The organism is uncultured Algibacter sp. (genome assembly GCF_947495675.1).
GTDB lineage: Bacteria > Bacteroidota > Bacteroidia > Flavobacteriales > Flavobacteriaceae > Algibacter_B.
This window is the reverse complement of record NZ_CANLZX010000021.1, coordinates 13,146-25,511: the sequence shown is the minus strand read 5'-3', so window position 1 is coordinate 25,511 and position 12,366 is coordinate 13,146. Positions and strand designations below refer to the sequence as shown.

Annotated in this window: 11 protein-coding genes; 4 read left to right on the top strand and 7 right to left on the bottom strand. The window is 27.5% G+C overall.

All coding sequences use genetic code 11. From position 1 onward, the window contains the following. Positions 1-38 precede the first annotated feature (38 nt). Together Q0842_RS13840 and Q0842_RS13835 are read left to right on the top strand one after the other, a co-directional pair. On the top strand, positions 39-824 hold the full coding sequence (locus Q0842_RS13840) for a polysaccharide biosynthesis/export family protein (RefSeq protein ID WP_298499308.1): 786 nt from the start codon (positions 39-41) through the stop codon (positions 822-824). Between the two features lie 15 nt (positions 825-839). Then, positions 840-3,236 carry a tyrosine-protein kinase gene (locus Q0842_RS13835; protein WP_298499306.1) on the top strand — a complete coding sequence of 799 codons (2,397 nt, stop codon included), beginning with the start codon at positions 840-842 and terminating at the stop codon, positions 3,234-3,236. 68 nt (positions 3,237-3,304) lie between these two features. Here the strand turns inward: Q0842_RS13835 and aroB are convergent, their stop codons facing one another. Continuing rightward, complete coding sequence (gene aroB, locus Q0842_RS13830; protein WP_298499303.1) at positions 3,305-4,372, bottom strand: 3-dehydroquinate synthase; 1,068 nt, start codon at positions 4,370-4,372, stop codon at positions 3,305-3,307. A gap of 94 nt (positions 4,373-4,466) precedes the next feature. Here aroB and Q0842_RS13825 point away from each other — a divergent pair, with 94 nt between their 5' ends. After that, positions 4,467-5,642 (top strand): proline dehydrogenase family protein, encoded by a 1,176-nt coding sequence (locus Q0842_RS13825; RefSeq protein ID WP_298499300.1) that lies wholly within the window; start codon positions 4,467-4,469, stop codon positions 5,640-5,642. 6 nt (positions 5,643-5,648) lie between these two features. Here the strand turns inward: Q0842_RS13825 and Q0842_RS13820 are convergent, their stop codons facing one another. The 4 genes from Q0842_RS13820 to Q0842_RS13805 all read right to left on the bottom strand — a co-directional run bounded on the left by Q0842_RS13820 (position 5,649) and on the right by Q0842_RS13805 (position 9,016). After that, positions 5,649-6,719: an SDR family NAD(P)-dependent oxidoreductase gene (locus tag Q0842_RS13820; RefSeq protein ID WP_298499297.1), complete on the bottom strand. Its 1,071-nt coding sequence runs from the start codon at positions 6,717-6,719 to the stop codon at positions 5,649-5,651. A 90-nt stretch (positions 6,720-6,809) separates the two neighbouring features. Beyond that, positions 6,810-7,403, bottom strand: a complete 594-nt coding sequence (locus Q0842_RS13815; protein ID WP_298499294.1) for a sugar transferase — start codon at positions 7,401-7,403, stop codon at positions 6,810-6,812. Between the two features lies 1 nt (position 7,404). Beyond that, positions 7,405-7,779: a hypothetical protein gene (locus Q0842_RS13810; protein WP_298499291.1), complete on the bottom strand. Its 375-nt coding sequence runs from the start codon at positions 7,777-7,779 to the stop codon at positions 7,405-7,407. A 34-nt stretch (positions 7,780-7,813) separates the two neighbouring features. After that, positions 7,814-9,016 carry an alanine dehydrogenase gene (locus Q0842_RS13805; protein ID WP_298499284.1) on the bottom strand — a complete coding sequence of 401 codons (1,203 nt, stop codon included), beginning with the start codon at positions 9,014-9,016 and terminating at the stop codon, positions 7,814-7,816. Between the two features lie 199 nt (positions 9,017-9,215). Here Q0842_RS13805 and Q0842_RS13800 point away from each other — a divergent pair, with 199 nt between their 5' ends. Further along, positions 9,216-11,642 carry an outer membrane beta-barrel family protein gene (locus Q0842_RS13800; RefSeq protein ID WP_298499281.1) on the top strand — a complete coding sequence of 809 codons (2,427 nt, stop codon included), beginning with the start codon at positions 9,216-9,218 and terminating at the stop codon, positions 11,640-11,642. Here the strand turns inward: Q0842_RS13800 and Q0842_RS13795 are convergent. Next, positions 11,639-12,181: a hypothetical protein gene (locus Q0842_RS13795; protein ID WP_298499278.1), complete on the bottom strand. Its 543-nt coding sequence runs from the start codon at positions 12,179-12,181 to the stop codon at positions 11,639-11,641. The two genes, Q0842_RS13800 and Q0842_RS13795, sit on opposite strands and share 4 nt — an antisense overlap. Next, positions 12,123-12,266 (bottom strand): hypothetical protein, encoded by a 144-nt coding sequence (locus Q0842_RS13790; protein ID WP_298499275.1) that lies wholly within the window; start codon positions 12,264-12,266, stop codon positions 12,123-12,125. Before Q0842_RS13790 ends, Q0842_RS13795 begins: the two co-directional genes overlap by 59 nt. Positions 12,267-12,366: the final 100 nt, after the last annotated feature.

The following is a 12,366-nucleotide window of genomic DNA, read 5'->3' as shown; positions in this document are numbered from 1 at the left end:
ATTAAAAATCTCGTATTTTACCCCAAATCCTTATAATAATGAGTTTTAATCTTATTAAAAACAAGTTTAAAATAGCTAGTATAGTTATTTTAACAATACTTACTTCTTGTGTTTCTAAAAAAGAAGTTGTCTATTTTCAAAATGCAAAAGATTTTGAAACTATTGTAGACACAGATACGTTCACACCTAAATTCAAAATTAATGACATTATCACTATTTTTGTGTCAACTTTTGATTTAGAAGCTGTTAAGCCTTTTAATCTTTATATGGCAGGTGAGACAGGTACTGGAAATGCTTCTAACCCACAATTAATAGATTATTTAATTGATATTGAAGGAAATATTGACTACCCTGTACTTGGTAAAATTAAATTATTAGGTTTAACCGTACAGGAAGCACAAAAATTATTCAAAGAAAAACTTTCTGATTATCTAAAAGATCCTATTGTTAATATAAGAATTAAAAATTTTAGAGTTTCTGTATTAGGTGAAATACAATCACCTGGACGATATGAGGTTTCTGGTGAAAGAATAACTATACTTGAGGCAATTGCTTTAGCTGGTGATTTAACTATTAAAGGGCATCGAGAAAACGTATTGGTTATTAGAGATTTTAATGGTTCTAAAACTTACACTAGAGTAGATTTGACAAGCAAAGAAATTTTTAATTCTCCAGTATATTATTTGACTCAAAATGATGTTGTTTATGTAGAACCTAATAATTCTGCTGTTAGTAGTGCTTCAGGCGACACAAGAATAGGTACTATAATTAGTATTTCATCATTTTTAATAACTACAGCATTAATATTCGTAACACGAAATTAGAATTTAACAACAAATATGGAAAAAATAAATTCTATAAGCTCAACAGATAGTTTTGACTTAAAAAAAGAAATAGGAACATATTTAAAACAATGGCCTTGGTTTGTTTTAAGTTGTATTGTTTTTATTGCTTTAGCCTTTTTTCATTTGCGTTATTCTACACCAGAGTATAATGCAAAAGCAAAGATTATGCTTATGGATGATTCTGGAGTCTCAAATCCAGCTGAAATTATGCTTAAGGATATGGGGCAAATTCCGAATTCTGAAACAAAAAAAATAGAAGATGAGATTGAAATTTTAAAATCTCGTAAATTAATGGAAGGTGTAGTTACTAAATTAGAATTAAACAAACAATTCTTTGCAAAAGGTAGATTACATGATACCCAATATTTTCCGATAGAAAAATCACCCATTAAAGTTAATTTTATAGCTTTAGATTCTGTCTTATATAAATCTAAGTTTAGTTTTAGTGTTCTAATTAAATCGGACACTACTTTCGATTTTATTCAGACTTCAAAAGTAACAGGAGAGGATCTTGTAGAACAAATGTCATTCGGAAAAAATGTACCAACTCCTATTGGTGATATTGTAGTTACTCCAAATGTTTCTGATTTATCAAAACTAGTTGGTAGTACCATTTATATAGCTATAGAACCTCTAGAAAAAGTTGCTGAAAATTATAAAAATAGAATTGAAATATCTTCTGCTGCCGATGGATCTAAAGTTATTAATTTATCATTAAACGATGCTTCGGTAAATAAAGCTAAAGCTGTCATAAATAATTTAATTGAAGAATATAATAGAATATCAATTCAGGATAAAAGCACAAAATCTAATAATACTGCAGAATTTATTAACAAAAGAATTGACTTGATTGCAAAGGACTTGTCTAGTGTAGACGATCAAATTGAGCAGTTTAAAACAGGTAATAAACTTACAAATATAACATCTGAAGCAAATTTGTATTTGAACTCAAGTGCACAAACAGAGCAGCAATTAACAGAAAATAGAACTGAGTTTAGTAAAATTAATTATATGAAGAACCAATTAAGTGATGGTGCTTTTTCTAGAATACCAGGAAATATAGGTCTAGCAGATGGTTCTGTAAATTCAATTGCCGCGAAATATAATGAGCTTTTAGATAATAGAGATAGACTTTTAAAAAGTTCGAATGAGAAAAACCCAATTATAGTTAATTTAGATCAACAATTAAATACATTAAAAAGGAATCTTAAAGAGACTTTAGATAATTCAGCAAAAACAATTGGACTTCAAATTAGAAGTCTTGAGAATCAATCTGCAAAGATTAGTTCTAAAATTTATGCTGTTCCAGGGCAAGTTAGAAAATCTAGGGATATTGAAAGAGAACAGGGTATTAAAGAGTCATTATATTTATATTTACTTCAAAAAAGAGAAGAGGCTACGATATCGTTGATATCTACATCACCAAATGCTAAAATTATTGATGATGCACATTCGTCTAATATTCCAGTATCGCCTAATAAAACTATAACTTTTATTGCCTCAATTATTATTGGTTGTTGTATTCCATTTGGTTTTTTCTATATTAAAGATTTATTAGATACAAAAATTCATAATAAAGAGGATCTAAATAAAGTAATTAAAAACATAACAGTTTTAGGAGAAGTACCTAGGATATCTGGTAATGAAAAGGTCTTGATTAAGCGAAATGACAGATCTATACTATCTGAATCATTTAGAATAATAAGAACCAATTTTGATTATTTAAGACGTTCAAAGAAAGACATAAAATATAGTAATGTCACTTTTGTAACTTCTACCATAAATGGTGAAGGTAAATCGTTTTTTAGTTTAAACATGGCTCTTACCATTGCAAATACAGGTAAAAAAGTTTTGTTGCTTGGTGCAGATATACGTAACCCACAAATTTATGCTACATTCAAAGCTAAAAAAGATAAAAAATTAGATAGCTCTAAAATTGGCTTAACTGATTATTTAGCAGATAATTCTGTTAATATTCCCGAAGCTATTAATAATTATGAAATTAATGATATCAAAATAGATATTCTGCTATCTGGTAAAGTACCACCTAATCCAGCTGAGTTATTAATGAGTGATAGAATTAAAGATCTATTTGATAAGGTATCAGAAGATTATGATTATGTTATTGTTGATACAGCACCATCTATGTTAGTAACAGATACGTTGTTAATTAGTGAATACGCTGGACATACTATTTATTTAACTAGAGCCGATCATACTGAAAAGAAAATATTAAACTTTGCTCAAGAATTGCACACTGAAAACAAATTAAATAACATGATGCTAGTAGTTAATGATGTAAAGCAATCTAACTTTGGTTATGGTGCTAAATATGGTTATTACGGAGCTCCAGAAAAGAAAGGATTCTTTAAAAGATTTAGAAAGAGTTAAATTACAGTTTTAATAAATAAAAAAAAGCATCTTATAAAAGATGCTTTTTTTATGAATTATATTTTTTATTAACTAGCATAAAATTCAAAAGCATCCACAATCACATTATTATTGACTAAACAATCAATTTTACATTTTCCAATTGCTTCTAAAAGCACAAAATTGATATTACCATGATTATTTTTCTTATCATATTTAAGTAATTCTATTATAGCTGGATAATCGTTTTTTTCAAATATAACTTTATCATAATAACTTAAAAATAGCTTTTTTATATCTATTGTAGTTTCTTTTGGAAACCCAATTAATTCTGAAGAAATATAACTAGCTAATATCATCCCAATAATGATAGCCTCACCATGTAGTAAAGTTTTTTTGTTAGGGTTGCTTAAATGATAGGATTCAATAGCATGACCTAATGTGTGTCCAAAATTTAAAGTTTTTCTTAATCCATTTTCAAATGGATCTTCCTCAACAACATCCCGTTTAATAATTACCGATTCGTGAATCAACAAATCTAAATCATCCAAAGATAGTTTAGATAAATCTTGAAATTTATTCCAGTATACTTCTCCAGTAATTAGTCCATGTTTAAGCATTTCTGCTAATCCAGATCGCATTTGTTCTTGAGGTAAAGTCTCTAAAAAATCAGTATCAATTAATACTAAATCTGGATTACTAATTACACCAATTTGGTTTTTTAAATGACCTAAGTCAACTCCAGTTTTACCACCTACAGATGCATCAACCATTGAAAGTAGAGTAGTAGGTACATTTATATAGGCAATTCCCCTTTTAAATGTACATGCAACAAAACCACCCAAATCTGTAATTACTCCACCACCAATATTAATCATTAAACTTTTTCTATCCGCATCAAGTTCAGAAAGCGTATTCCAAACACCAACACATGTATCAATAGTCTTGTTTATTTCTCCCGATTCTATTTCTATAATTTCAATAGTTTTGTCGGTTTCTAAGTTTTTTAAAAATTTTGGCAAACAATATTTATGTGTGTTTTCATCCACAAGGACAAAAATTTTAGAAAAATTACATTCTTTAATGTGTTGATTTATAGATTGGTAACATTTTTCATTAAAATGAACAATACTGTCATTAGCCTTAATAGAATCCATAAAATAGATGTTGTTTTTTAAGGTTGTGAAATTAAGGAGTTTTTATATAAAATGATAACTTAGCTATAATTATATTTATGCAAATTTTTTATAAATGAATACAGATTTAATATTTGATAATACTGAAGTTGCTTTTTCATTAAAAAGTGATTCTGAACTAGAACGTGCTTATTTCTTATTTAAAATGATTTCTATAGAACCTTTAGTTAGAATAGGAACTGCTGCTACAAATTTTGCAATTAAGGCTCATTTACCAATTGAAGGGTTAATTAGATCTACAGTTTTTGATCATTTTTGTGGAGGTGTAAATGAAGATGATTGTTTATCTGTTATCGATAATATGTATTCAAAAGGAGTGAGTTCTGTTTTAGATTATTCTGTAGAAGGAAAAGAAAACGAAAATGAGTTTGATTCAGCTAAAGATAAAATTTTAAAAATTATAGATTTTGCAAAAGAAATTGATGCAATTCCTATAGCTGTTTTTAAACCCACAGGGTTTGGACGTTTATCGCTTTATGAAAAAATTAGTAACAAGGATGCTTTAACAAGTGCCGAAAACAAAGAATGGGATAGAATTGTTGAGAGATTTGATTTAGTTTGTAAAAAAGCAAAAGAAAATGATGTTGCTATATTAATAGATGCTGAAGAAAGTTGGATGCAAGTTGCTGCAGATAATTTAGTAACTAAAATGACGCAAAAATACAATACTGAAAAACCTATTGTTTACAATACACTACAAATGTATAGGCATGATAGATTAGAATTTTTAAAAGAAGAACATAAAAAAGCAATAGAAGGTAATTATTTTCTAGGTTATAAATTAGTTCGTGGCGCTTACATGGAAAAAGAAAATGAAAGGGCACAAGAGATGAATTATGAATCACCAATTTGTAAAAGTAAAGCAGCAACAGATGAAAACTTTAATAAAGGATTACATTATATAATCGATAATTTAAATTTAATGTCTGTGTTTGCAGGAACCCATAATGAAGATAGCTCTTATTTATTAATGGAATTAATGAATAAAAAGGGTTTGTTAAATAATGATCCAAGGGTTTGGTTTGGCCAATTATATGGTATGAGTGACCACATAAGCTATAATTTAGCTAATAAGGGTTATAATGTTGCAAAATACATTCCTTTTGGCCCCGTTAAGGATGTTATGCCTTATTTAATAAGACGGGCAGAAGAGAATACATCTGTTGCTGGACAAACGGGTAGAGAGTTAGCTTTATTAACTAAAGAGAAAAAACGAAGAAAATCTTTATAGATTTAATTAAACAAGTGATATTAAAATTGTTTTAATTTCATAATTAGATGTTTTTGGTGTGATTTTTAGAAGGCAATTGTAGTTTGTTTTTTTATTTACTAATGTTACTTTTTGTTTCACAATAAATATATCTTCATCATTTGTGGGAATTAATATTTCGTTATCTGAAATTAATTCTTCATTAAATTTTTCACCAGAGCGTAATCCTATTATTTTTAATCTAGTAGAATTTTTGTCTTTACCGCATTTTAAAATTAGTCTATTTATAATATCTGTAATTTTAATTGGTTTGCCCATATTAAAAGTATACATAGTTTCTGCATGATTATTTTTAGATGCTAGTTTTAAAATTAGTAGGCATGCTTTATGTCTACTAATAAAATATCTGGAAATAGTTTTATCTGTTATGGTTATTGGTTGCCCAAACTCAATTTGTCTTTTTAATAAAGGGACAACGGAACCATTTGAGCCTAGAATGTTTCCAAATCTTGTTGTAATATATGTAGTGTCACTTTGTGAGTTTAAATAGTTTATATGGTTTTCTCCAATTTTTTTGGTTAATCCCATAACATTAACTGGGTTTACTGCCTTATCTGTTGAAATAAAAATGAATTTTTTAACCTTGTATTCATGGGATAATTCAGCAAGAAGTTTTGTGCCAAAAATATTTACTTTTAGAGCTTCATAGGCATTACTTTCTATTAAAGGAACATGCTTGTAAGCAGCTGTATGAAAAACAATGGAAGGCTTATAGGATTCAAATATGTGTTCAAGAGAATCTTTATTAGTGATATCCATTAAAATAAATTTTATGTTGTCTAGGTTTTCAAACTCAATATCTTTAATTAACTCATATAAATTTGATTCTGCTTTATCTACCAATATAAGTTTTTTGTATTTGCATTGAATCAATTGATTAACAAGTCCGCTTCCAATAGAACCAGCAGCACCTGTAATTAATATAATGTCATCAGAAAAATCAAAAAATAATTTGTTTTTTGTAGTTGAATTTATTGGAGGAAATAATCCAGAATCATTTAAAAGTAGGTCAATATAATTTTTAGTTTCTGTATTCATAAAGGCTATTATAATACATTGATTTGGTAAGCTATTTGCAAATTAAGAATAATTATACTGTACTACAAGAAACTTTAAAATAGAATTCGTTTATTTTGTTATGACCTTAATAATGGTAAGTCCTATAAGTTTTAAGTCAAAAAAGAAATTTCTTTTTTTTATATATTCTTTATTATATTTTAGTTTATCGGGTATAATGGTTTTTATAAAAAATGCTTCTGGGTTTTTGGCAGCTTTTAACAACTCTACTTCGTTTCTATATTTTAATGAAGCCAATCCTGTAATTCCGGGCCTAACCTTAAATATTTTCATATCTTCTTCATTATAAAAATTAACATAATAGCGCAATTCTGGTCTTGGACCAACAAAACTCATATCGCCTTTTATAACATTTATTAATTGTGGGAATTCATCAATTTTATATCGTCTTAAAAAATATCCAATTTTTGTAACTCTAGAATCATTATTACCTAAAGTTAAAAGGCCTTTTTTATTAGACTCAACCTTCATTGTTCTAAATTTATAAATATTAAAGTCTTTATTATTTTTTCCAACACGGCCTTGAATAAATAATATAGGTCCTTTAGAGTCTAATTTAATTAAAATGGAAATTATTAGTAGAATAGGAGAGAGAACTATCAAACTAATTATAGATAAAACAACATCAAATAGACGTTTTAGCATATTAAATATGGAAAGTTAAGTTTTGAAGTGTAGCAGTACTATCGCAATTTTGTACCGTAAGGATAACTTCTTTATCATTAAAAATGCCTTCTATAATATAGACACCACAAGGTTTTTGTCTTGGTTTACTTTCAGAAAAATTAATATCTCCTTTTTTTAATATATAAGATATATCAGAAGAATCAATAACTTTTTTGTTAATGAGATTGATTATATTTTCACTATATAAAATATTTTTTGAGTTAATGTTTTTTATAACTCTAGATTCGGGTCCATAACTACAAGATGTTTTTTTACCATTTAGAAAAAATGCTAAAATGATTAATCCAATAGAAAAACCACCAAGATAATAACCAATACGCTGAATAAGTTTCATTAATCGTGTTTAAAGTTGAGAATTGGTTGTTTGATTAAAAAATAAGTAAATTGACATCACTATATTTTAAATCGAACCATTCACCAACGGGTTTGCTTGTTAAAATACCGTGGTAAAAGTACAATCCATTTTTTAAACCTTTGTCAAATCTTAAAGAATTTTCTATACCACCATCTTCAGCAATTTTAAGAAGATATGGTGTAAATATATTACTAAGTGATACTGTGGCTGTTCGAGGATATCTAGCAGGTATATTAGGCACACAATAATGTACAACATTATGCTTTACATAGGTTGGTTGCTTGTGTGAAGTAACATCGCTTGTTTCAAAACAGCCACCCATATCTATACTTACATCAATAATAATTGCGCCTTTCTTCATAGATTGTACCATATCTTCCGACACTACGATTGGCGATCTATTTGTACCTCTAACCGCACCAATTACTACATCGCATCGTTTTAATGCTTTTAATAAATTTTTAGGTTGAATGGTAGATGTAAAAAGAGGGCGTCCTAATTGAGTTTGTATAGACCTTAGCTTTGTTATAGAATTATCAAATACTTTAACGCCAGCTCCAAGACCTAAAGCACTTCTTGCAGCAAATTCACCAACAGTACCCGCTCCTAAAATAACAACTTCAATTGGCGGAACACCACTAATATTTCCAAACATTAAACCGTTTCCATTTTTTGTTTCAGATAATAATTCTGAAGCAATTAAAACAGAAGCTGTTCCAGCAATTTCACTTAACGATTTTACAGCAGGATAACTCCCATCGGTATCTCTAATAAATTCAAAAGCTAATGCAGTTATTCGTTTTGAGGCTAATGCTTCAAAATATTTTTTTGTTTGAGTTTTTATCTGCAATGCAGATATTAATATAGTTTGTGGGTTAATAAGTTTTATTTGATCTAAAGTGGGTGGTTCAACTTTCAAAATCATTGGGCATGAAAATACTTTTGCAGTATCATTTGTAATTTCGGCACCAGATTCACTATAATCTTTGTCACTAAAATTTGCACCTTTACCTGCACCAGATTCTATTAACACTCTGTGCCCATTACTTACTAACGCATATACGGCATCTGGTGTTAAGCAAATACGTTTTTCTTGAAAAGCTGTTTCTTTGGGAATGCCAATAAAAAGCTCTCCTTTTTTTTTGAAAATCTCAAGTGTTTCTTCTTGTGGTAATAATTGTTGTTTTGTAAAAGGTGAAAGCGGTTGCTTGGACATGGTTAGATCTAATTATTAAATTTCAAATTACAAATAATTTTTTTAATTTGAATAAAATATTTACAAATAAATGTTTTGCTTAAAAACATTAAAACATGAGTTTTAATAATTCTATTTGTCAGATAAAATAACTATTAAATGCATTCTTTTTTTTACGTATAGATTAATTTTTTTAAGTTTGTTCATATAAAAATAGCATATGCTTAATAAATTAATAACTCCCTTTATCTTTTTAATTTCTACCTTATGTTTTTCACAAAATTTTAATATTAGTGGTGTTGTTAATGATATTAACAAAAGTCCAATTGCTTACACAAATGTTGTAGTATTAAATAAGTTAAATTTGGATGTTGTAAAAGGATCTACAACTAATGAAGATGGATTTTTTATAATTGAAAATATTGACAAAGGAGAGTATGTAATTAAAATAAGTTTTTTAGGATTTGAGGATTACTCTCAAGAAATTAAAATTAATCAAGATATTGATTTAGGGTCAGTAACATTAAATGAAAACATACAGGAACTAGATGGGGTAAAAATAGTAGCAAAAAGACCATCAGTAAAGCGTATGGTTGATAGATTAATTTTTATTGTTGAAAACTCCACACTTTCAAATAATAACGTTTTAGATGTGTTAAAGCATACTCCTGGTGTTATAGTAAACAATGAAAAAATTACAGTAAAACAATCTATACCTGTTATTTATATAAATGATAAGCGTGTGCATTTATCTTCAAATGAAGTTCAACAACTTTTAGAAGGAACTTCTGCAAATAATATAAAATCTATTGAAGTTATTACAAGCCCACCTGCTAAATATGAAGCTGAAGGTGGAGCTGTTCTAAATATTATTACAAGCAAAAATATTGTATCTGGTTATAATGGTAGTGTTTTTGGTAATTACAAGCAAGGGAGTGAATTCCCTAAATATTCTGCAGGTACAAGTCATTTTTTAAAAACAAAAAAATTAAACACCTATTTAAATTATAGTATTAGCCCCAGAAAAGATTTTAGAAATAATGATGAGTTTGTTAATTTTATTGAAGAAAACGAAATAACATCTAGTTGGAAAACTGACTATAAAAGAATTAGAGAAACTGCAAATCAAAATATTAATGCTAATATTGATTATGAGTTAAACGAAAATAATAGTATAGGCTTTTCAACAAGTATGCTTATATCTCCTAGAGAAAACACACAGATTGATGTAAACTCTGCTACAGATGTTTTTAATGGTAATAAAGCATTAGATTCTACATTTATAACTGATAATAAATTAGTTAATGAAACCTTTAATCTTGCATTTACTCTAGACTACATACATAAATTTAAGAAAGAAGGAGAAAAGCTATCAATAAGTACACATTACACCAATTACGATTTTTCAAGTTTTCAAAATGTTGATACAGATTATTTGTTTCCAGATAATTCATTAATACGAAATAATAGGTTTCAAACATTTTCTAGTCAAGTTATAAAGCTATACACGGGCCAATTAGATTATGAACTTCCGGTAAATAATTCTGGTTTGTTTGAAGCTGGTTTTAAAATATCTAATATAAATTCCGAAAGTATTTTAAATCAATTTAATTTTGAAAATGGTGAAAGTGAAAAAGATATTCTAAATTCTGATACGTTTTTTTACGATGAAACTAATTATGCTGTTTATTACAGTTTTTCTCAAGATTGGAGTTCATGGAGTTTAAAATTAGGCTTACGAACAGAGTTAACAAAAATTGATGGAAATTCAATTTCTACAAATACAAAAAATGAAACACAATATGGTAAGTTTTTCCCTTCGTTATATGTATTACATAGTTTAAACGAAAACAATGACATATATTTTAATTATAATAAACGAATTTTTAGACCAAGGTATAGTCAATTAAATCCATTTAAATATTTTTTGAATGATAACACTTATATAGCTGGTGACCCCAATTTACAACCACAAATAGATGATGTTTTTACTTTAGGTTATACATTTAATAAAAAGTATACTTTTGAAGCTTATTATAGGTATGAAAGTGACCCAGCAATTGAAATATTGTTTCAAGACAATGAAGAAAATATTCTAAAATATGTAAATACTAATATAGATAGAAGTATTTCTTACGGATTAGATTTTACAACATATACACCAGTTGTAAATAATTGGGACTTATATGTATTATCATCTGTATTTTATTATGATAACCAGTTTTTTGCTATTGAAAGTGATAACGAACTGTTTAAAACAGAACAATGGAGTGTATATGCCCAAATAGTTAATTATCTATCATTTTTAAAAGATAAAAGTTTAACATCAGAGATTTCGTATTTGTATTTATCTTCTTTTGCTGATGGAGCCTCAAATATAAGTAAACGCTCGAGTTTAGATATTAACTTTAGAAAATCACTTTGGAATAATAGAGCTTCTTTAAGTATTGGTATTTTGGATATATTTAATAAACAAAACTTTACACAAACTACTAAATATTTAAATCAGGATGTATTGCTTAATTCAAGAATAGAAAATAGGCTATTTACCTTTGGGTTTAACTATAAATTTGGAAACTTCAGATTAAATAATAATAAGAAAGAAATAGAAAGCAATGAGCGTGAACGACTTCAAAAAACAGATTAAAAATATTCTTTTATTTTACCCCAGAAACTTTTAGGTGTTATTTTAAACTCCTCTTCTAATTCTTCTAATGATTTACTTGCTTCGTTCATTTTATTAAATATCCTAGCTCTAATTAAATAAATTGAAGGTATAACTACAGCCATTATAGGTATCATATAAATTAATTGGAATTTATCTAATTCCTGATCTTGGAAAAATAAATCGAAAATCTGAAAAATATACATAGCAAGTGGAACGAGAAGAGAATGAAACCACCAATGTCTGCATGTAAAAAACCAAATAAATAAAAGTATTAAAGGTATAATTTTACTAGTAAAAATCCAAAAAACTAAATTAGCATTTTCCCAAGATTTACTATCATAAGAAAACAAAAAAGTGTCCCAAACTTGAGTGTTTGGAACACTATTGTATAAAGAAAATAAATAAGGAGTAATAGCAATAAGTGTTGCAATAATACTCCCTTTTATTAAAGTCTGCTTCTTATCCGCTTCTAGGGACTTTGAATGGTTTTCTTTCGATTTTTGATGTTTGTTCAGCATCTAGGTTATACATGTTTGCAGCTTGTGCCATAAATACAACACCACCGAAAATTGCTATTGCAATTAAGTACTTTTTAGTCTTCATTTTAAGGGATTTTAATTAATTAATAATCCAAATTTAGTTAAAGACTATCTTGAAGTATATCGCTAAATGTTAAAATTATGTTAAAAACAATGTTTTTAAA

Excerpts from the sequence above, each read along its gene's own strand:
- Q0842_RS13840 (WP_298499308.1), top strand. The coding sequence starts at position 39 with ATGAGTTTTAATCTTATTAAAAACAAGTTTAAAATAGCTAGTATAGTT.
- Q0842_RS13835 (WP_298499306.1), top strand. The coding sequence starts at position 840 with ATGGAAAAAATAAATTCTATAAGCTCAACAGATAGTTTTGACTTAAAA.
- aroB (WP_298499303.1), bottom strand. The coding sequence starts at position 4,372 with ATGGATTCTATTAAGGCTAATGACAGTATTGTTCATTTTAATGAAAAA.
- Q0842_RS13825 (WP_298499300.1), top strand. The coding sequence starts at position 4,467 with ATGAATACAGATTTAATATTTGATAATACTGAAGTTGCTTTTTCATTA.
- Q0842_RS13820 (WP_298499297.1), bottom strand. The coding sequence starts at position 6,719 with ATGAATACAGAAACTAAAAATTATATTGACCTACTTTTAAATGATTCT.
- Q0842_RS13815 (WP_298499294.1), bottom strand. The coding sequence starts at position 7,403 with ATGCTAAAACGTCTATTTGATGTTGTTTTATCTATAATTAGTTTGATA.
- Q0842_RS13810 (WP_298499291.1), bottom strand. The coding sequence starts at position 7,779 with ATGAAACTTATTCAGCGTATTGGTTATTATCTTGGTGGTTTTTCTATT.
- Q0842_RS13805 (WP_298499284.1), bottom strand. The coding sequence starts at position 9,016 with ATGTCCAAGCAACCGCTTTCACCTTTTACAAAACAACAATTATTACCA.
- Q0842_RS13800 (WP_298499281.1), top strand. The coding sequence starts at position 9,216 with ATGCTTAATAAATTAATAACTCCCTTTATCTTTTTAATTTCTACCTTA.
- Q0842_RS13795 (WP_298499278.1), bottom strand. The coding sequence starts at position 12,181 with ATGCTGAACAAACATCAAAAATCGAAAGAAAACCATTCAAAGTCCCTA.
- Q0842_RS13790 (WP_298499275.1), bottom strand. The coding sequence starts at position 12,266 with ATGAAGACTAAAAAGTACTTAATTGCAATAGCAATTTTCGGTGGTGTT.